At 70.8% G+C, this 18,775-nt stretch carries 20 protein-coding genes; 13 read left to right on the forward strand and 7 right to left on the reverse strand.

The features are described 5' to 3' along the window. On the forward strand, positions 1-1,185 hold a 1,185-nt coding region (gene gatA, locus ACFE7H_RS12115), incomplete at its 5' end, for an Asp-tRNA(Asn)/Glu-tRNA(Gln) amidotransferase subunit GatA (RefSeq protein WP_375401496.1). After that, positions 1,185-2,720, forward strand: a complete 1,536-nt coding sequence (gene gatB, locus ACFE7H_RS12120; RefSeq protein WP_375401497.1) for an Asp-tRNA(Asn)/Glu-tRNA(Gln) amidotransferase subunit GatB — start codon at positions 1,185-1,187, stop codon at positions 2,718-2,720. The genes gatA and gatB, both read left to right, overlap by 1 nt. Positions 2,721-2,852: 132 nt before the next feature. Here gatB and ACFE7H_RS12125 read toward each other — a convergent pair whose 3' ends face one another. Together ACFE7H_RS12125 and ACFE7H_RS12130 are read right to left on the reverse strand one after the other, a co-directional pair. Beyond that, complete coding sequence (locus ACFE7H_RS12125; RefSeq protein WP_375401498.1) at positions 2,853-3,578, reverse strand: AAA family ATPase; 726 nt, start codon at positions 3,576-3,578, stop codon at positions 2,853-2,855. A 182-nt stretch (positions 3,579-3,760) separates the two neighbouring features. Then, the gene (locus ACFE7H_RS12130) at positions 3,761-3,913 is read right to left on the reverse strand and encodes a hypothetical protein (RefSeq protein WP_375401499.1); all 153 of its coding nucleotides are present in this window, start codon (positions 3,911-3,913) and stop codon (positions 3,761-3,763) included. A gap of 66 nt (positions 3,914-3,979) precedes the next feature. On the opposite strand from ACFE7H_RS12130, the gene ACFE7H_RS12135 reads away from it, so the two are divergent. Next, positions 3,980-4,504, forward strand: a complete 525-nt coding sequence (locus ACFE7H_RS12135; protein WP_375401500.1) for a hypothetical protein — start codon at positions 3,980-3,982, stop codon at positions 4,502-4,504. A 137-nt stretch (positions 4,505-4,641) separates the two neighbouring features. Next, the gene (locus ACFE7H_RS12140) at positions 4,642-5,043 is read left to right on the forward strand and encodes a VOC family protein (protein ID WP_375401501.1); all 402 of its coding nucleotides are present in this window, start codon (positions 4,642-4,644) and stop codon (positions 5,041-5,043) included. A gap of 273 nt (positions 5,044-5,316) precedes the next feature. On the opposite strand, the gene ACFE7H_RS12145 is transcribed toward ACFE7H_RS12140, so the two are convergent. Beyond that, the gene (locus ACFE7H_RS12145) at positions 5,317-5,631 is read right to left on the reverse strand and encodes a hypothetical protein (protein WP_375401502.1); all 315 of its coding nucleotides are present in this window, start codon (positions 5,629-5,631) and stop codon (positions 5,317-5,319) included. A gap of 119 nt (positions 5,632-5,750) precedes the next feature. On the opposite strand from ACFE7H_RS12145, the gene ACFE7H_RS12150 reads away from it, so the two are divergent. Further along, positions 5,751-6,302 carry a GNAT family N-acetyltransferase gene (locus tag ACFE7H_RS12150; RefSeq protein ID WP_375401503.1) on the forward strand — a complete coding sequence of 184 codons (552 nt, stop codon included), beginning with the start codon at positions 5,751-5,753 and terminating at the stop codon, positions 6,300-6,302. Beyond that, the gene (locus ACFE7H_RS12155) at positions 6,292-7,863 is read left to right on the forward strand and encodes a methyltransferase (RefSeq protein WP_375401504.1); all 1,572 of its coding nucleotides are present in this window, start codon (positions 6,292-6,294) and stop codon (positions 7,861-7,863) included. Before ACFE7H_RS12150 ends, ACFE7H_RS12155 begins: the two co-directional genes overlap by 11 nt. A 103-nt stretch (positions 7,864-7,966) precedes the next feature. On the opposite strand, the gene ACFE7H_RS12160 is transcribed toward ACFE7H_RS12155, so the two are convergent. Both ACFE7H_RS12160 and ACFE7H_RS12165 read right to left on the reverse strand, forming a co-directional pair. Further along, complete coding sequence (locus ACFE7H_RS12160; protein ID WP_375401505.1) at positions 7,967-8,458, reverse strand: FBP domain-containing protein; 492 nt, start codon at positions 8,456-8,458, stop codon at positions 7,967-7,969. 48 nt (positions 8,459-8,506) lie between these two features. Then, positions 8,507-8,788 (reverse strand): GNAT family N-acetyltransferase, encoded by a 282-nt coding sequence (locus ACFE7H_RS12165; RefSeq protein WP_375401506.1) that lies wholly within the window; start codon positions 8,786-8,788, stop codon positions 8,507-8,509. A gap of 182 nt (positions 8,789-8,970) precedes the next feature. On the opposite strand from ACFE7H_RS12165, the gene ACFE7H_RS12170 reads away from it, so the two are divergent. The 6 genes from ACFE7H_RS12170 (at position 8,971) to ACFE7H_RS12195 (ending at position 16,254) form a co-directional block, all read left to right on the forward strand. Then, complete coding sequence (locus ACFE7H_RS12170) at positions 8,971-10,422, forward strand: phytoene desaturase family protein (protein ID WP_375401507.1); 1,452 nt, start codon at positions 8,971-8,973, stop codon at positions 10,420-10,422. A gap of 555 nt (positions 10,423-10,977) precedes the next feature. Further along, entirely contained in the window at positions 10,978-11,379 is a 402-nt protein-coding gene (locus ACFE7H_RS12175) for a hypothetical protein (protein ID WP_375401508.1), read from the forward strand. A gap of 254 nt (positions 11,380-11,633) precedes the next feature. Continuing rightward, entirely contained in the window at positions 11,634-13,328 is a 1,695-nt protein-coding gene (locus ACFE7H_RS12180) for a DUF222 domain-containing protein (RefSeq protein ID WP_375401509.1), read from the forward strand. A gap of 86 nt (positions 13,329-13,414) precedes the next feature. Beyond that, positions 13,415-14,242 (forward strand): SDR family oxidoreductase, encoded by an 828-nt coding sequence (locus ACFE7H_RS12185; RefSeq protein WP_375401510.1) that lies wholly within the window; start codon positions 13,415-13,417, stop codon positions 14,240-14,242. A 75-nt stretch (positions 14,243-14,317) separates the two neighbouring features. Continuing rightward, positions 14,318-15,796: a purine-cytosine permease family protein gene (locus ACFE7H_RS12190; protein ID WP_375401511.1), complete on the forward strand. Its 1,479-nt coding sequence runs from the start codon at positions 14,318-14,320 to the stop codon at positions 15,794-15,796. Further along, the gene (locus ACFE7H_RS12195) at positions 15,793-16,254 is read left to right on the forward strand and encodes a nucleoside deaminase (RefSeq protein ID WP_375401512.1); all 462 of its coding nucleotides are present in this window, start codon (positions 15,793-15,795) and stop codon (positions 16,252-16,254) included. Before ACFE7H_RS12190 ends, ACFE7H_RS12195 begins: the two co-directional genes overlap by 4 nt. Positions 16,255-16,259: 5 nt before the next feature. Here the strand turns inward: ACFE7H_RS12195 and ACFE7H_RS12200 are convergent, their stop codons facing one another. Then, positions 16,260-17,072: an NAD-dependent epimerase/dehydratase family protein gene (locus ACFE7H_RS12200; RefSeq protein WP_375401513.1), complete on the reverse strand. Its 813-nt coding sequence runs from the start codon at positions 17,070-17,072 to the stop codon at positions 16,260-16,262. A gap of 83 nt (positions 17,073-17,155) precedes the next feature. On the opposite strand from ACFE7H_RS12200, the gene ACFE7H_RS12205 reads away from it, so the two are divergent. Beyond that, the gene (locus tag ACFE7H_RS12205; RefSeq protein WP_375401514.1) at positions 17,156-18,019 is read left to right on the forward strand and encodes a DUF3097 domain-containing protein; all 864 of its coding nucleotides are present in this window, start codon (positions 17,156-17,158) and stop codon (positions 18,017-18,019) included. Between the two features lie 21 nt (positions 18,020-18,040). Here ACFE7H_RS12205 and ACFE7H_RS12210 read toward each other — a convergent pair whose 3' ends face one another. Beyond that, entirely contained in the window at positions 18,041-18,535 is a 495-nt protein-coding gene (locus tag ACFE7H_RS12210) for a metallophosphoesterase family protein (RefSeq protein ID WP_375401515.1), read from the reverse strand. Positions 18,536-18,775 lie beyond the last annotated feature (240 nt).

An 18,775-nucleotide genomic window follows, 5' to 3' on the forward strand; every position in this document is an offset into this window, starting at 1 on the left:
CCGCTCGGCAAGACGAACATGGACGAGTTCGCGATGGGCTCCTCCACCGAGTACTCGGCGTGGGGGCCCACCCACAACCCATGGGACCTGGACCGCATCCCGGGCGGTTCCGGAGGCGGGTCGGCGGCGGCGGTCGCGGCGTTCGAAGCGCCGGTCGCGCTCGGCAGCGACACGGGCGGCTCCATCCGGCAGCCTGCCGCCGTCACCGGCACGGTCGGCGTCAAACCGACCTATGGCGGCGTCTCGCGGTTCGGTGCGATCGCCCTCGCGTCCTCCCTCGACCAGGTCGGCCCGGTCGCGCGCACCGTGCTGGACGCGGCCCTCATCCACGACGTGATCGCCGGTCACGATCCCCGCGACTCCACCAGCCTGACCGACCTGTGGCCGTCGTTCGCAGCGGCCGCCCGCGAGGGTGCCGCGTCCGGGTCCCTGTCCGGGGTGCGGGTCGGCGTGGTGACCCAGCTGAACGGCGCCGGGTTCCAAGCGGGGGTTCGGCAGCGGTTCGCGGAGACGCTGACGCTGCTGGCCGACGCCGGCGCCGAGATCGTGGAGGTGTCGGCGCCGCACTTCGAGTACGCCATCGCCGCGTATTACCTGATCCTGCCCGCGGAGGCCTCCAGCAACCTGGCCAAGTACGACTCCGTGCGCTTCGGGCTGCGGGTGGAGACCGGCGGCACGGTGGAGCAGGTGATGGCCGCCAGCCGCGAGGCCGGCTTCGGGCCCGAGGTCAAGCGCCGCATCATCCTCGGCACCTACGCCCTGTCCGCCGGCTACTACGACGCCTACTACGGCAGCGCGCAGAAGGTGCGCACGCTCATCCAGCGCGACTTCGCCGCCGCGTTCGAGCGGGTGGACGTGCTCGTCTCGCCCGCCGCGCCGACGACCGCGTTCCCGATCGGTGCGAAGGTGGACGATCCGCTCGCCATGTACCTGAACGACATCACGACCATCCCCGCGAACCTGGCCGGCGTGCCCGGCATGAGCCTGCCGATGGGCCTCGCTCCGGAGGACGGCCTGCCGGTCGGCTTGCAGCTGATGGCGCCCGCCCGCGCCGATGACCGGCTGTACCGCGTGGGCGCGACCGTGGAGGCGCTGCTCGTGCAGCAGTGGGGCGGCCCCCTGCTCGACCGCGCGCCCGACCTGCTACCGGCCGCCGCCGGCCGCCCCGACGGAGGCACCCGCTGATGGCGCTCCATCCGCCCGACCTGCTCATGGATTACGGCGACGCGCTGGAGCGATTCGAGCCCGTGCTCGGCTTCGAGGTGCACGTGGAGCTGTCCACGGCCACCAAGATGTTCTCCGCCGCGCCCAACCCGGCGGCGAAGGGCAGCGGCGCGTTCGACGCGAGCGCCCCGAACACCATGGTTGCGCCGGTCGACATGGGGCTGCCGGGCAGCCTGCCGGTCGTCAACGAGACCGCGATCCGCTACTCCATCTCGCTCGGCCTGGCCCTCGGCTGCTCGATCGCGCCGTCCAGCCGCTTTGCGCGCAAGAACTACTTCTATCCCGACCTGGGCAAGAACTACCAGATCAGCCAGTACGACGAGCCGATCGCATTCGAGGGCGCGGTCGAGGTGGAGCTGGAGGACGGCACCGTCTGGACGGTGCCCATCGAGCGCGCACACATGGAGGAGGACGCCGGCAAGCTGACGCACGTCGGCGGCGCGGCGGGCCGCATCCAGGGCGCCGACCACTCCCTGGTCGACTACAACCGCGCGGGTGTGCCGCTGGTCGAGATCGTCACCAAGCCCATATACGGCGCGGAGCATGCAGCGCCGGCGCTCGCGAAGGCGTACGTGGCGACGATCCGGGACATCGTCCGCTCGCTGGGCATCAGCGAGGCGCGCATGGAGCGGGGCAACCTGCGGTGCGACGCGAACGTGTCCATCCGGCCGCGCGGCCAGCAGGCACTCGGCACGCGCACGGAGACGAAGAACGTGAACAGCCTGCGCTCGGTGGAGCGCGCGGTCCGGTACGAGATCCGGCGGCAGGCCGCGGTCCTGGCCGCCGGCGGCAGCATCGTGCAGGAGACGCGGCATTGGCACGAGGACACCGGGACGACCAGCGCGGGCCGGCCCAAGTCCGACGCCGACGACTACCGCTACTTCCCGGAACCCGACCTGCTGCCCGTCGAGCCGTCTGCGGCGCTGATCGCCGAGCTGCGCCAGGCGCTGCCGGAGTCGCCGACGCAGTTCCGGCGGCGCCTGCAGACGGACTACGGGTTCACCGACGGCGAGTTCCGCGACATCCTGAACGCGAACGTGCTGGTCGAGATCGAGGACACGATCACGAAGGGCGCCTCGCCCGCGCAGGCGCGCAAGTGGTGGCTGGGCGAGATCCTGCGCATCGCGAACGAGCGCGACGTGGACCCCGGCACCCTGGTGTCGCCGATCCACGTCTCCGAGCTGATCGCCCTGGTCGAGAACGGTGAGCTGACCGACCGCCTCGCCCGGCAGGTGCTCGAGGGGGTCATCGCCGGAGAAGGCGGGCCGGAGCACGTGGTGCAGGCCCGCGGGCTGGCCGTCGTCTCCGACGACATCGCCCTGATCGCCGCCATCGACACCGCGCTGCAGTCGCAGCCCGACGTGCTGCAGAAGATCCGGGACGGCCGGGTGCAGGCCGCGGGCGCCGTGATCGGCGCCGTGATGAAGGCGATGCGCGGTCAGGCCGACGCGGCCCGCGTGCGCGAGCTGGTGCTGGAGCGCGCCGCCGCCTCCTGACCCGGCTTCTGATCCCACCTCGCCGCCGAGGAATTCAGGAAATCCCGAGGAATGCTGGCGCGACACGCGTGTGTGCGCCTTCATCCCTCGATTTCTCCTGAATTTCTCGGCGGGCGGCGCAGGCGCGTCGGTTCACAGGTGGCGCAGGAACCGCTCCGGCAGGTCGAGAAAGCTGCGCCACGCGTGCACCAGATCCAGGTCGTCCCACTCCGACTCGCGGATTCCCCACTCGCCGACCTCATAGATCGTGGCGCCGGGCAGCGCCGCGAGCAGCGGCGAATGCGTCGACATGATCACCTGCGAACGGCCGCCCGCGAGGAGTTCACGAAGGTGGCCGAGCAGCGCCATGCAGCCGGTGAAGGAGAGGGCCGACTCCGGCTCGTCCAGCACCCAGAGGCCCTCGTTCCGGAACCGGTCCTGCACCAGGCTGAGGAACGACTCGCCGTGCGACTCCTCGTGGAACCGCGGCTCCGCGGGCCCGGAGGTCCGCGGATTCTGCTCGAGGAACGTGTACAGGCCGTGCATCGTCTCCGCGCGCAGGAAGTACCCGTAGCGGGCGGAGCCCGCGCTTCGCGCCAGCCGCAGATGTCGCCACAGGTCCGACTCCGTCGGCCGGGTCGCACGGCGCGTCGACGGGGACCCGCCCTCGGCGCCGAGTCCGAATGCCATCGCGATCGCCTCGATCAGCGTCGACTTGCCGACCCCGTTGTCACCGACGAACACGGTCGCGGGCGACAGGGCCAGCCCCTCGTCGAGCACCTGCCGCACCGGTGCGAGTGTGGCCGGCCAGCGATCCCGGTCGGCCGGGTCCTCGGGATGCTCGCTGACGGCGCGAACGGGATGCCGCACCAGGTCCACCGCTCGATCATCGCCGACCCACCGCGCTGTTCGAGTCGGTACTCGAGTCGCGTTACTCGACCCCGCGGTGTCCGCGGACGGCAGTCGTCCATGAGGAATTCAGGCAATCCCGAGTAACGCAGGCGCGACACGCGCCGATCCGCCTGCATTCCTCGATTTCTCCTGAATTCCTCGTGGCGCGGCTACTGGCGGCGGCGGATGAAGAAGACGACGGCGCCGATCAGGATCACCGCGACGAGCACGACGATGACGACCAGGCCGATGCCGTTGGAGGTGCTCGCGGTCGCGGCACGCAGGTCGGTGAGCGGGGTCGGCGAGGCGATCAGGGGATGCACGATCCCGACGCTAGAGGCTGCGCCTCCGCGGGGGCCGAACGCTCACGCTGGTGTTGACTGATCGACATGACCGGGCACGTGGATCATCCGCTGGTGGGGCGCGAGCGGGTGCCGATCGAGCGGGCTCGAGGGCGTCTGTCCGCCTACGTCTACGGCGACATCCTGGTGCTGGCGGCGATCCTGACGATCAAGCCCGACCCGCGCGGGTGGGACGCCGTCATCGCGGTCGCCGCAACGACCTTGACGACCTACGTCGCGCACATCGTCGCGCACACGATCGGCGAGCGGATCGGCCGGACCGGCGAAGCGGCGGGCCTGCACCTGCGTGAGGAGTTGCGCGACGCGGCTCCGATCGCGATCGCCGGTCTGATCCCGGCGGCCGTGCTCGTACTCGCGGCGATCCAGGTGCTCGACGTCCGGCCGGCCCAGCTCATCGCTGCCGGGGTCGTCGTGCTGCGACTCGCGTTCGTGGGTGTCGTCTCGTCCCGGCTCACCGGCGAGCGCGCGCCGGTCGGGACGATCGGGGTGGGCGTCGTCCTCGCGGTGATCGGCACGGTGGTCGCCGTGCTGGAGGCAGTCCTGCTGCACTGACCGAGTGGGTTGAGGAGCAAGAGGCAGGGCTGGCCGACGCGCCGCGCGCCCTTCAGCCCGCAACGCCGGCTCGGTAGCATCGCCTCCGATGGCCGACGTCGACGGTCGGACGGCCGCGAGGCCCGAGGGAGCGACCCGTGTTCGAGAGCAGTCACGCCTTCAGCGGCATCTCCGTCGACAACATCCCCGAGGCCCGGCGCTTCTACGGCGACATCCTGGGCTTCCCGGTGAAGGAGCAGATGGGCGGCTTGCGCGTCGCCCTGCCCGGCGGCTCGGACCTGTGGATCTATCCGAAGCCCAACCACCAGCCGGCGACGTTCACCGTGCTGAACTTTCCCGTCGACGACATCGACGCGGCGGTGCAGGCGCTGCATGAGAAGGGCGTCGACACGAGGATCTACGACCAGCACCTGCTGCACACCGACGAGCGGGGCATCTCTCGCGGACGAGCGGGCGGATACGGGCCCGACATCGCTTGGTTCCGCGACCCCGCCGGCAACGTGCTTGCGGTGCTCGACGACGGAGGCGCGCAGTCCTGAACGATGCGGCGCGCAGCACCGAACGATGCGGCGCAGTCCTGAATGGCACGGCGCGCGTCGCCCCGGCCGGGCGGGCCTCGGAGCACTAGCATCGCGTCACGGACATGGGCGCATCCCGCTCTTCACCGCCGCTCCCGGTCCGACCCGCGGCTGCACTTCTGCATGCGCAGCGCGATGCTCGCGGGATGCACGGCGCACCACCGGTCGCGATCGTGCATCCCGTCAGCGCATATCCAAGGAGCGCCGGTCGCGTCGGCCCTCGGAGTTCTCTGCTCAGTCGGAGCCGGAGTCGGTCGCCGGCTGGGCGACGGGAGCGACGGAGTCGCGATCGGGATGGGTGGGGATGTGCAGGTCGGCCGGGTCGACCTCCACGTCGCCGTCGTCGGTGTAGTCGCCGGTCCCGGGTAGCACCTTCACTGCGCTGCGGTCGATGTCGGGATCCCGCAGGGCCGGCGAGCCGTCCTGGTCGTTCTGCAGCACCTCGGTCTCCCGCTCGCTGCCCGGCGCGCTGACGATGTCCTCGTGCCCGGTCGGTGGAACGTCGGGACGGTCTTCGTGCCCTGCTTCTGCGTGCTGGCCAGTACTCATCCCGTGACCGTACGGGGCCGTCCCGCGCACTACCTGCGTGCGTCGACCGCGTCGGTGTCGACCGCGCCGGCGTCGATCGCGCCGGTCTCCTGAATGCCGGTGTCGCTACGGTCGCTGTCGTGCGCATCCGAACGGCCACCGATCTCGACTGGCCGCAGATCTTCCCGTTCTTCGCCATGATCGTCCAGGCCGGGCAGAGCTACGCCTACCCGATCGGACTCCCCACGGACCAGGCGAGGGAGCTGTGGATGGAGCGAGCGCCGGGGCGCACCGTCGTCGCGGAGCGCGAGGGCCGCATCGTCGGCTCGGCGAAGATGGGGCCGAACCGTCCAGGGCGCGGCGACCACGTCGCCACGGCGAGCTTCATGGTCGACCCCGCGGCGGCCGGCGGGGGGATCGGCCGGGCGCTCGGCGAGCATGTGATCGGCTGGGCACGCGAGGCCGGGTATCGCGCCATCCAGTTCAACGCGGTCGTCGAGACGAACATCGCGGCCGTCGCACTGTGGCGCTCCCTCGGCTTCATGGTGATCGGCACGGTGCCCGGCGCCTTCCGCCACCCGCAGCACGGCTTCGTCGGTCTGCACGTGATGCACCTGAACCTCACCGCTCCGTATCGCGTTGCCCCGGGGGCAGCCGACTCCGACGTCGACGGCGGTACCGATGCCCACTGATCCGGCCGCCGCGCCGCCACCGGGCCCGCTGGTCGATGCCCTGCGGGCGGATCTGGATGCGGCCGGCTTCACGGTCGAGGGGTTGGCCGCGGCATGGGGGCCGGTGGCCGCCGCGGCGCTCGGGCGCGACGACCGGGTCCCCGCCCTCGTCGCGCTGCGCCTCGCGCCCGTGTCGGCGGTGGGCGTGCTCGGCCGTCTCTTCGTGCTGGGCGTCCCCGTGCCGGCCGACGACGCGGCCACGGCCCTGCCGACCCTCGGAGTCGACGGCGCTGTCGAGCTCGGCGTGCTGCGCCGCTCCGCCGAGGGTACTGAGGGTGCCGGGGCCACCGTCGTGGCGAGGATCGACCTGCGCCCCTACGCCGTGGCGGACTTGACGGGCGTCAGCAGTTGGTGGATCGCCTCGGACCTGGGCGAGGCGGCCCTCGGCGGCGAACTGCCCGCCGGACACGTGCTCGGTGCCGGGGCCGCCTCCTCCACCCTGATCGGCATCCTGGTGCCGCCCGGCGCCGGTCGCGTGCTCGACCTGGGGACCGGCAGCGGTATCCAGGCCCTGCACGCCGCGGAGGCCGGCGCCTCCGTCGTCGCCACCGACATCGCGCCCCGGGCGATCGGCTTCGCGCGGCTGAACGCCGACCTCAACAGGGTGGACCTCGACCTGCGACTCGGTTCGCTGTACGAGCCGGTCGCGGGGGAGCGGTTCGATCGCATCGTCTCCAACCCGCCGTTCGTCATCACCCCGCGCGGCCGGGCCGAGGTGCCCGACTACACCTACCGCGACGGCGGCGCGGTCGGCGACGGACTGACCGAGCAGGTGGTGCGCGGCGCGGCGACGCACCTGGTGCCCGGCGGTATCGCCCAGCTGCTCGGCAATTGGGAGGTGACCGGTGACGAGCCTGCCGCGCGCGACCGGGTGCTCGGCTGGGCCCATGGGCTGGACGCGTGGATCGTGCAGCGCGACCTGCTCGACCCAGCCGAATACGCCGAGACGTGGGTGCGCGACGGCGGCGCCCGCGCCGGCAGTCCGCGGTCGCAGGCGCTCCTGCGCGCCTGGCTGACGGACTTCGACGCCCGCGGAGTGACCGCCATCGGCACCGGCTACCTGACCCTGCGGCTACCCGCGAGCGGGGCCCCGACGCTGCGGCGGTTCGAGGCGCTCACCGAGCCGCTGGCCGGAGGGATCGGCGCCGCGATCGCGTCGGGACTTGCGGCACATGACTGGCAGGCCGGCCGCGACGACGGCGCGCTGGCGGCCGCTCGCCTGCAAGTCGCTCCGTCGGTGACCGAGCATCGCCACTACTGGCCGGGTGACGCGGACCCCACCGTGATCGAGCTGCACCAGGGCACCGGCTTCGCCCGCCGCCGTCGCGTCGACACCGCCCTGGCCGCGGTCGTCGGCGCCTGCGACGGCGAGCTGACCCTGGGCGCGATCATCGACGCGGTCGCGGCCCTGCTGCAGGCCGACCCGGCCGGCGTCCGGCGCGCCGTGCTGCCCCAGGTGCGCGAGCTGCTGGTGGAGGGGTTCCTGGAGGTGACTGCGCCGATGCCCGACCCGGCCGTCTGAGCGGCCCGAACCGCACCTCGAGGTTCAGTTCTCGACGCCGACGCGCATGCCGTGCGTCGAGAAGTGAGTCGCGAACCGTCCGACCCCCGCGCCGTCGGCGCGGTCAGGCGTGCAGCACGCCCTCCGTGAAGGCGTGCACCCGGGAGCGCAGGCCCTCGATGCGCCGCTGCACGATCTCCTCCGGCGGGATCTGCATCGGGGCGGGCGGCGGTGCGATGCGGATGATCGCCGAGCAGCCGAGGTCGGCGCAGATGTACATGCCCACGGTGTCGCCGTTGCGGCCCGCGTCGCCGGGGCGGGGAGCCGTGAACAGGGTGACCTGGGCGCCGGGTTGCGGCATCTGGCACAGCGAGCACATCGCCGAGATGCCGCGGCGGCTGCTGCGCTCGGCCGCGCGCAGCACCAGCGAGACCGGCCGGTCGTCCTGCCAGACCGTCAGGTACGCGCGGCGCGGGGCGCGGGCGTCGTGCCAGCCGAGGTACTCCCGCTCCTCCCAGACCATCTCGTGCAGGCCCGGCATCGGCACCCGCTCCGCCTCCGACTTGGTCGCGTTGACGAACGACGACCGGATCTGCGCTTCGGTCAGCGGCTGCATGTCAGTAACCGCATGCAGTGCGTGCACGCGGGGTCGTCGTCGGGCGCGTCACCGGCGCGGGGTACCCGAATAGTCGGGGTGCTCGGCCAGGAAGGTGCGCACCATCGAGCACTGGCCGATCGGCTTCAGGCCTGCGGAACGGGTGTCGTCGAGGGCAGCGCGCACCAGCTGCGTCCCGTATCCGCGGCTGGTCAACTCCGGCGTGATCTCGGTGTGGGTGAAGATGCGGCCCTCCCCTGAATCGTGGTACACCGCCTCGCCGATGGGTTCGTCGTCCAGCACGATGACGTAGCGGGTGTGGTCGGCGTCGTGATCGATCTGCACTGCCATGCCTCGATTCTGCCCCGTTCGATCCTGCTCGGTGTGTCCGACCGTGTGCAGGCTCGGTACCTCTGCTCGCTCGCCGCACGCCGGGATTCCGCTGCGCGTGCGGGATGGGGTACCGCGACACCGCGCGCAGCGACCAGGATCGTCAGGGTGATACCGCAGGCCGCGACGCGGGCTCCTACCCCGTGAGCGCGCCGGACGTGGTCGTGGTCGGCGCCGGCCCGAATGGACTTGCGGCCGCGGTCACCATGGCCCGCGCGGGCCTGGTGGTGCAGGTGCTGGAGCGCGGCGCCGTCGGAGGCGGAGCGAGTACGGCCGAGCTCACGCTGCCCGGCTTCCGGCATGACCGGGGTTCTGCAGTGCATCCGATGGCGGTCGCGTCGCCGTTCTTCCGGCGGTTCCGGCTCATCGAGCGGACCCCGTTCATCACTCCGCGGCTCTCCTACGCGCATCCGCTGGCGGACGGTCGCGCCGCCCTGGCGTGGCGCAGCCTGGAGCGCACCGCGGATGAGCTGGGCCCGGACGGCGCCGCCTGGCGACGCCTGCTCGCCCCGCTCGTGCAGCGTGCGGGCGAGGTGGGCCGGCTCTCCACGGGGCCGATCCTGCGGGTGCCGCCGCTGCCGGTCGCCACCGCCTGGTTCGGTGCGCGGGTGCTGGAGCAGGGCACGCCGCTCTGGAACCTGCGCTGGCGGGGTGATGCCGCACCGGCCCTCCTGACCGGCGTCCAGGCGCACGCCATCCGCCGGCTGCCCGGCCTCGGTCCGGCCGCGGCGGGGCTGGCGCTCGCCGTCGCCGCGCATGCCGGCGGCTGGCCCATCCCGGTGGGCGGCACGCAGGCCATCGCCGACGTGCTCGCGGCCGACCTGCTCGCGCACGGCGGCACGATCGACACCGGCGTGGAGGTGCGGGGTCCGGCCGACCTGCCGGCTGCCCGGGCCGTGGTGTTCGACACCGGCGTACCGGCCCTGCTCGACATCGCGGGCGGGCTGCTGCCGGATCGCCTGCGGGCCCGTCTCGCGCGGTTCACGTTCGGCAGCGGCGCGGCCAAGGTGGATCTCGCGCTCGACGGCCCCGTCCCGTGGACGAACATCGCGGCCCGTGAGGCGGGCACGCTGCACCTCGGCGGGACCAGGGCGGTGATCGCAGCGGGGGAGGCGGCCGTGGACCGCGGCGAGCATCCGGCCGACCCGTACGTGCTGGTCGCGCAGCCGACCGTGCTCGACCCCAGCCGTGCGCCCGCCGGCAAGCATGTGCTGTGGGCGTACACGCATGTGCCCTCCGGCTCGATGGTCGACCCGACGGCGCGGATCATCGCGGCGATCGAGCGGTTCGCCCCCGGCTTCCGCGACCTGATACTGGCGAGCACCGCCTCGACCGCGGCCGACCTGGCCCGCTGGAACCCCAACTACGGCGGCGGCGACATCGGCACCGGCAGCGCGGGCGTCGTACAGCTGCTGGCCCGGCCGACCGCGTCCCCCGACCCGTGGCGGCTGGCGGATGGGCTGTACCTCTGCTCCGCCGCGGCCGTCCCGGGCCCCGGCGTGCACGGGATGGGCGGCTACCTGGCCGCCCGCTCCCTGCTGCGCCACGAGTACGGCATCCGCACCCCGCCGCACCTGGGCCCCGACGACCACTGACCCCGGCTCTGGTACCCGTGCGCTCGGCCGGCCGACGACCAACGCCCTGATCCGTGGTCGAGATAGTCGAGCATTCGGGACATCCCCCGTGGTGTCGGCGAGTACCACCCGGACCGGGGACGTGTGAAGGAGCGTTCCTTGCAGGTATTGATGGCAGGGTCATCACCGTTACCTCGCGAGAGTCGTAGAACTTTAGATGAGCACCTCTCGAATAGACGAAGCGAAAGAGCAGATCCTGCACTTGGTAGACAATTCAACGATACGGGACGTGGTCTGTACCAATTGTCTTCGTCGTTGAAACCGTGGATCGCCGAGCTGATCTCTCAGGGCGCGAGCCCTGACCTCTGCCGGCAACCACAGAGCTATCGGGGGGAAATCGAGGTCACTAATCCTGCCTTCATTGATTCTGGTAATGTCGATCTGCTTCCGGAGGAAGTCGAGGATGTCCGCAACGCGATCAGTATGATCAAGGCGGCCTTGTCGGAATCACGCAAGGGAAACTAGGCACCGGCGTGTTCGAGAATTGTTCCACTTGCAGGGCGGCAAGTAGCGCTCGTGGGAACGTTTAAGGGGGTTGTGGAGGATGGGGACGACCTTGACCCGATGACGACTGACGACGTATCGACACTCAGCCATATACAAGCCCTTCTCGGCGCCATTGCATCGGGACAAGAGCCCGGGGAACAGATAGTGTTGCTATCACAACTCAATCTGATCGAGCGTGCGTCTGGGCCCATCACGATGCTGAAGCTGGCGTTTTCAGCTAGTCCACGGCTCCTACTCAAGCAGGCTGACGGCCCAATCAAGGGGCGAGTTATCGTTCTGAGTGAAAGAGAAGAGGTTGGCGAACTCATTCTCTCGGTGAAGGGTGGGCGGGCAGACACGCTGGAGTTCGCGTGGTGGACGGACGTGCCGCCGACAAGCCTGCCCGCTAGAGACGAGCTCATAATCAGCTGACGGACCCTCGTCTCCCAATACCTGCACGGCGACCTGATCGGCTCTGCTCCGCCGCAGCCGTCCTCGTTCGCGGCGTGCACGGAACGGGCGGCTGCCTGCTCGCCAGATCCCTGCTGCGCTACGAATACGGCATCCGCACCCCGCCCATCTCGGCCCCGACGACCGCTGAAAGATGGCCGCCAACCGCTGGCTGAGTTCGATGAAAATGCGTCAGTCTACTGGCGAATATGGGCGAGCTTCGATAGTATGTTCGAGTGGTGCGGGAGCTGGGTGAGCGGGCGGGCTGGAGCGGCTACGTGCCCGCTAGCGGTATACCCGTCGCCCCCGCGTCGCGCTCGGTGCTTCGCACCGCTCCCGGCGAGCGGGTGGCGCGGCGTCTGGAGGTGGATCCGGAGACGGATGAGTGGAAGCTGTTGGAGCTCTCCGTCCGGCGCCGCGTCGAGGTGGGCGATGCACCCCGGTATCCGACTGCGGGTGAGTATGCGTCGTGGAGTGACGAGCAGCTTGCGGCGTTGCGCCTGGATCCGGAGGACTGGGTCGCGACGGTGACGGAGTTGGATCCGTTCGACGTCGGCCTGATCGACCCGAACGAGCTCGCCGACCTGCCGGGTGCGGATGAGGTGCTACCGGAGGTGCATCCCATCAACATCGCGATGGAGCGGGTGCAGTTGCGGCAGGCGGCGCTGCGTGAGGCGGAGGCCGAGCGGGTCCTGGCAGCGCTCGGCACGTGGCGGGTTGCGCTCGCCTCGGTGACTGGGACGCCGGATGCGATGGTCAACGGGATGGTCCACAAGGCGGTGATGCTGCAGTTGGCGACGTCCCTACAGATCGCGGAGCAGACCGCCTCCGAACTGGTGCACACCGCGGAGGACCTGGAGACCGACCTGCCATTGACGTGGGCCCGGTTCGTGGCCGGTGGGGTGCCGTGGCGGGGGATGCAGATGGTGCACGCCGCCATCGATGGCCTCGACCCGCAGTTCCTACCCGCGTTCGACGAGAAAGCCGCCGACGCCGTCGTCCGAGTGGCGATGCCGAAGCTGCGGGACCGGTTGCATCAGATCCGGGAGCGTCTCCAAGCCGTCACTGCGGTGGACCGGCATGTGAGGGCGTTGCGGGGGCGGCAGGTGACGTTGGAGCCGGCGGCGGATGGGATGGCGTGGCTGTCGAACCTGATGCCCGCCCCCGAAGCCATCGCCATCGACCACGCCCTCTCCACAGCAGCCATCGCCGCCCATGGGACCGAGGGCGAGACACGGAGCGTTCAGCAGTTGCGGTCCGACATCCTCACCGACCTGTGGGTCGAAGGCGCCCGCCACGACGCCACCGAGAAGAACGGCGTCACCGTCCCGGCCCGTCGTGGGGTGCAGGCGAAGATCGCCGTCCTCATCCCCGCGATGACCGCCCTCGGTGTCTCGGAGTGCCCAGCGACGCTGCAGGGCTACGGACCCATCGACATGGACACCGCAAAACGGCTGGCGGGCAACGCGAAGTCCTGGATCCGGGTCCTCACCGACCCCGTCACCGGGGCGGTGATGACCATCGGGCGGAAGAAGTACAAACCGACCGCCGACATGCGCACCCTGCTCGGCCTGCTCGACGGCGGCGGACGCGGACCGAACTGTCGACGCCCACCCGGACAGACCGACGCCGACCACGTCACCCCGTTCCATCAGGGCTTCGCCCGCGGACAGACCGCGCTCGACAATCTTGTGCTGTTGTCCCGTCGAGATCACATGATCAAAACCTCCGGCCTGTGGGGCATCGAGTTGCGGGAGGGCCGGGACCTGGCCTGGACCAGCTTCTACGGCACCCGCATCATCACCACGATCGAACCCCTCGAACCCACACCCGTCCCCGACCAGTACCTGCATCCACCCTCGACGGATGCAGACCCGCCGCCCGCCGAGGCCCGCTGGACCGACGACGACGAACTCGACTGCCCCTTCTGACCCTTCTGACCGACGCAGTCGTGTCGCCCTCGACCACTCGGCCTGCGCTCGGGAAGCGCGCAGGCCGCGCTCGGCAGACTCGGGACATGCCTCAGCAGAAGATCTGGTTCATCACCGGTACGTCCCGCGGCTTCGGCCGTGAGTGGGCCATCGCGGCACTCGACCGGGGCGACTCCGTCGTCGCCACCGCCCGCTCCACCGACAGCCTGGACGACCTGGTGCAGCAGTACGGAGACCGCATCCTGCCCATCGCCCTCGACGTCACCGACAAGGCAGCGGTCACCGGCGCCGTCGAGCAGGCGATGCAGCGCTTTCAGCGCATCGACGTGGCGGTGAACAACGCCGGCTACGGCCAGTTCGGCATGGTGGAGGAGGTCGGCGAGCAGCAGTTGCGCGACCAGCTGGAGACGAACCTGTTCGGGGCGGTATGGGTGACGCAGGCCGTGCTGCCGATCATGCGCGCCCAGCACAGTGGGCACATCATCCAGGTCTCCTCCATCGGCGGTATCAGCGCGTTCCAGATGGTCGGCGCCTACCACGCGTCCAAGTGGGCGCTGGAGGGCATCTCGCAGTCGCTCGCGCAGGAGGTCGCCGACTTCGGCATCCACGTCACGCTCGTGGAACCGGGTGGGTACTCCACCGACTGGGCCGGCTCGTCCGCCAAGCACGCTCCTGAGCTGGACGCATACAAGGACGTCCGCGAGAAGGCACAGGCGGCACGACAGCAGCGCGGCGGTACACCGGGAGATCCGGTCGCCACCCGGCAGGCGATCCTCGCGGTCGTCGACGCCGACGAGCCGCCGCTTCGCATCTTCTTCGGCACCGGTCCGCTCGGGATCGCGAAGGCCGACTACGCCAAGCGGATCGAGACATGGGAGGCCTGGCAGCCGGTTTCGATCGCCGCGCACGGCTGATCGGCGTGTTACACCTCCGTTAAGCCTGCCGGGAAGGACTGCTGGGAACGGTCAGCCGACTCCTAGGCTGCCCACATGACCGCCGTCGCCGCGCCGCCAGAGAAGAAGTCGTTCGTCGAACCAGGCGGGATCGAGGCGATCCCGCTCGACCGCCGGCACGGCTCCCCGTGGCAGTTGCTGGCCACCTGGACCGCTCCGAACCTGGAGTTCGCGACGGTGTTCGTGGGCATCATCGCGGTCGCCTTCTTCGGACTCGGCTTCTGGCAGGCGGTCGGCGCGCTGGCACTGGGGAATGCGCTCGGCGGAATCTCGCAGGGCGTGCTCTCCAGCTGGGGACCGCGCGACGGCGTCGCCCAGATGGTGCTCGGCCGCACCGCGTTCGGCACGCGCGGCAACATCCTGCCCGCGACGCTGAACACCCTGATGGCCGGCCTCGGCTGGTTCGCGACCAACTCGGTCAGCGGCGCGTTCGCGCTCAGCAGCCTGACGACGATCCCGATCTGGTTGAGCCTGCTGATCATCGTCGTGCTCGAGGTCGCCGTCGCGTTCGTCGGCCACGACCTGGTGCAGCTCTTCGAGCGCTACGCGACGATCATCCTCGGCATCATCTTCCTGCTCGCGACGATCTTCGCGATCGTGTCGGGCTCCCTGTCGCACGGGGCGAACGGATCGCCCGGCGGATTCTCGCTGGGCTTCGGCGGATTCGTGGTCACCGTGGCTGCGGCGTTCGGCTACGCCGCGGGCTGGAACCCGTACGCCACGGACTACACGCGGTACCTGCCGGTTGGCGCCTCCCGCCTGAAGACCGGCCTCGCTGCGGGCATCGGCGACTTCGTGTCCTGCACCGTGCTGATGGCCGCCGGTGCCGCCGCGGCGACGGTGCTCGACTTCGGCAAGGGCAACCCGACGGAGCTGTTCACCTCGGACACGGTGATGCCCGTCGTGATCGGCAAGCTCACCCTGCTGGCGATCTTCTTCGGCGCGATCGCCGCGAACGCGCTGAACATCTACTCCGGCGCGATGAGCTTCTTGGCGGTCGGCATCAAGATCCCCTTCCGGCTGCGCCGCGCGATCGTGGCGGTCGGCTTCGGCGTGATCGGCTTCTTCATCGCCCTCGCCGCAAGTGGCGACCCGAAGGGCACCTACGAGAACTTCCTGCTCGTCATCTCGTACTGGATCGCTCCGTGGCTGGGCGTGGTGCTGATCGACCGCTACAAGCGGCGCGGCACTCGCATCGCCTCCTATCTCGGCGACAGCGCGCGATACACGAACTGGCCGGGGTTCATCGCTCTCGTCGTCGGAATCGTGATCTCCGTCTGGCTGTTCTCCAATCAGACCCTCTACACGGGCATCATCGCCGCCCCGACCGAGAAGTTCGCCGACGGATTCGTGGCCGACTACGGCATCGGCGACCTGACACCGCTCGTCGGCTTCGTGCTCGCGATCGTGGTGTACCTGGCGCTCTTCCCCGTCTTCAAGCCCAAGGTCGGTACTCCTATGCCGGCTGAGGGATACGAGCAGCCGACCCACGTCGACGCCGCGTCGCCGGTGTGACCGGCGCTCGCTACGTCACCGACGCCGAGAAGCTCGCGGTCGCCACAGCGGAGGCGCACGCGGGTGCAGCGGAGGGCGGTATCCCCATCGGCGCGGCCCTGTTCGACGCCGACGACCGGTTGCTCGGCAGTGGCCACAACCGTCGGGTGCAGCACGACGACGCGTCGGTGCACGGCGAGACCGACGCCTTCCGCAACGCGGGCCGGCAGCGTTCCTACCGCAACACGACCATGGTCACCACGCTGTCGCCGTGCTGGTACTGCTCCGGCCTGGTGCGGCAGTTCGGCATCGGCCGGGTCATCATCGGCGAGGATACGAACTTTCTGGGCGGCCAGGACTGGATCGCCGAGCACGGCGCCAGCGTGACCGTGGTGAACGACCCCGACCTGATCGCGATGATGGGCGACTTCATCCGCGACCATCCCGCCCTCTGGAACGAGGACATCGGCGAGGAGTAGGCCGGTCAGCCCCAGTCCTCGCCGAGGGGGCGGGAGCGGTCGGCGAAGTCGCCGCCGATGGGCACGTCCCCGGCCGGTGGCAGGTGGGTGGCGTCCGGGAAGCCGGCCTCCCGTGCCACCACGTCGGCGAACGCCTCCGCATCGTCCCGCGGCTCGAAGCCGATCGCCCTGCCCGCCGCCAGATCGACCACGCCGCGCGAGTTCGCCGAGACGCCCCACACGATGTGGTGACCCGCCGGTGCGGTCAGGGCCGCGAGCACCAGCCGGGTCAGGTCGGCCGGCGATACCCAGATGCGCAGGGAGCGCACGGAGCGCGGCCGGTCGTCGAAGTTCATGATCCGCGCGGAGACGACGGTCATGCCGAACCGGTCGGCGTAGAGGCTGCCGAGCGCCTCGCCCACCACCTTGCTGACGCCGTAGTAGGTGTCCGGTCGAGGAGCGGGTACGCGGGCGCCGGCCGCGTCGGAGGGGGTGAAGCCGGCGGCGTGCACCGAGCTGGCGAGCACCGTGACGGGCACGCCCGTGGCGCGGGCCGACTCCAGTGCGACGCGCGTCGACTCCACGTTCACATCGATCATGTCCCGCCAGGTGCGCTCGCCCGGGTAGCCGGCCAGGTGCAGTACCAGGTCCATGCCGGTCGCGGCATGCGTCATCGACGTCAGGTCGGTGGCGGAGGCGATCACCACGGTGTCGTCGTCGGTCGCGGCCTTCGGGCGGAGCAGGTCGAGCAGCCGCAGCGTCTGGCCCTGCTCGCGCAGCAGGGGCGCGATCGCCGTGCCGATGCGGCCGGCCGCGCCGGTGATCAGCAGCTTCGCCATGCCGTGCGCTCCCTCCGCTCTCGTCCTGCCGACACGCTAGCCATGCGCGGCGCGGCCGGGAAGCGAGCCGTAGCGTGCGTGCGATGCCCCCGAACCAACACGGTACGAATCAGCACGGCTTCGATCGGTACGGCAGCGACGTGCTGCGCGACCCCGGCTGGAAGCGCCGCCCGCCCGCCCCGACAGTCGTCGAGGCGGTGACGGGGCTCGTCGTCGAAGAGGTGGCCAGCGGCTTCGTCGGTGCCGTGCTCGGCGTGGAGGGCCGAATGGTGCGGCTGGAGGACCGGCGCGGCAAGGTCCGCGTGTTCCCGATCGGTCCGGGGTTCCTGATCGACGGCGCGGCCGTGGCCCTGCGCGTGCCGAAGGCGCCGCAACCGTCCGGGCCGCTGCGGAGCGCCTCCGGATCCTTCGCCGTCACCGGAACTCGCGCCCGCACCGCCCGGGCCAGCCGCATCTACGTGGAGGGCCGCCACGACGCGGACCTGGTGGAGAAGGTGTGGGGTCACGACCTGCGGATCGAGGGCGTCGCCGTGGAGTACCTGGAGGGCGTCGACCACCTGGAGCAGGTGCTGCAGGCGACTCAGCCTTCTGCCGAGGCGCGGGCCGGCGTGCTGGTCGACCACCTGGTGGCCGGCTCCAAGGAGAGCCGTATCGCGGCCGCCGCGACGAAGCCGTGGGGTTCGTCGGTGCTGGTGGTGGGCCACCCGTACATCGACATCTGGCAGGCCGTGAAGCCCGAACGCCTGGGCCTTCGGGCATGGCCGGTGATCCCGCGGGGGATCGAGTGGAAGCACGGCATCTGCGCTGCGCTCGGCTGGCCCCACGAGGATCAGGCCGACATCGCCCGCGCCTGGCAGCGCATCCTCGGCCGCGTGGACCACTTCGGCCACCTGGAGCCGGCGCTGCTCGGCCGGGTGGAGCAGCTGATCGACTTCGTCACCGCTTGAGTGGGCCCCCCGCGCCGACCGTCACAGGCGGTGCAGGGTCCAGTCGACGCGTCCGGCGTCGAGCACCAGGACGCCGTACGTGCGAAACGGCTGGCGGCGGCGGTCGGTGGGGGAGCCGGGGTTCAGCAGCCGCAGGCCGTTCGCCGTCGTCGAGTCCCACGGGATGTGGCTGTGCCCGAAGACCAGCACGTCCAGGTCGGGAAAGCGGTCCTCCATGCGCCGCTCGCGGCCGGTGGCGGCGCCGGTCTCGTGCACGACCGCCAGCCGCACTCCCTCCAGCGTCAGCGCCGCGACCTCGGGCAGCCGGGTGTGCAGGGCGTCGCCGTCGTTGTTGCCGGCGCAGCCGAGCAGCAGCGGGGTGCGCGCGAGCAGGGCATCGAGCGTCGCCTCGTCCACCCAGTCGCCGGCGTGCACCACGCCGTCCGCGGCGTCGACGGCCCGCCACACCTCATCCGGCAGTGCCTTGGCCCGCGTGGGCAGATGGGTGTCGGCGAGTACCGCCAGGCGAGTGGGCACCGCCCCATCCTGCCGCCCCCTCCTGCCAGCCCTCTCCTGCCGTCCGACCCGAGCACGATGGCAGGACAGGGGCCCGACGGCAGGCTGCTGGTCGACCACGGGCCTGCTGTCGGGACCTGGTCCTGCTGAGGAGACGGGGTGGGGACGAGGCCGGAATGGGGTCGGCACGGGGGCGGGAACTGTGAGCGTGTTCCGAACACGTGTTCGGCGGACTGTCGGCGGGGCGTCGTACGCTGATGA

The sequence above is a fragment of the uncultured Amnibacterium sp. genome (assembly GCF_964250715.1).
GTDB lineage: Bacteria > Actinomycetota > Actinomycetes > Actinomycetales > Microbacteriaceae > Amnibacterium.

What these genes read in the sequence shown, in the direction of transcription:
- gatB (WP_375401497.1), top strand. Translation starts at nt 1,185, where the DNA reads ATGGCGCTCCATCCGCCCGACCTGCTCATGGATTACGGCGACGCGCTG.
- ACFE7H_RS12135 (WP_375401500.1), top strand. Translation starts at nt 3,980, where the DNA reads ATGACCGGGCACGTGGATCATCCGCTGGTGGGGCGCGAGCGGGTGCCG.
- ACFE7H_RS12145 (WP_375401502.1), bottom strand. Translation starts at nt 5,631, where the DNA reads ATGAGTACTGGCCAGCACGCAGAAGCAGGGCACGAAGACCGTCCCGAC.
- ACFE7H_RS12155 (WP_375401504.1), top strand. Translation starts at nt 6,292, where the DNA reads ATGCCCACTGATCCGGCCGCCGCGCCGCCACCGGGCCCGCTGGTCGAT.
- ACFE7H_RS12160 (WP_375401505.1), bottom strand. Translation starts at nt 8,458, where the DNA reads ATGCAGCCGCTGACCGAAGCGCAGATCCGGTCGTCGTTCGTCAACGCG.
- ACFE7H_RS12165 (WP_375401506.1), bottom strand. Translation starts at nt 8,788, where the DNA reads ATGGCAGTGCAGATCGATCACGACGCCGACCACACCCGCTACGTCATC.
- ACFE7H_RS12185 (WP_375401510.1), top strand. Translation starts at nt 13,415, where the DNA reads ATGCCTCAGCAGAAGATCTGGTTCATCACCGGTACGTCCCGCGGCTTC.
- ACFE7H_RS12190 (WP_375401511.1), top strand. Translation starts at nt 14,318, where the DNA reads ATGACCGCCGTCGCCGCGCCGCCAGAGAAGAAGTCGTTCGTCGAACCA.
- ACFE7H_RS12200 (WP_375401513.1), bottom strand. Translation starts at nt 17,072, where the DNA reads ATGGCGAAGCTGCTGATCACCGGCGCGGCCGGCCGCATCGGCACGGCG.
- ACFE7H_RS12205 (WP_375401514.1), top strand. Translation starts at nt 17,156, where the DNA reads ATGCCCCCGAACCAACACGGTACGAATCAGCACGGCTTCGATCGGTAC.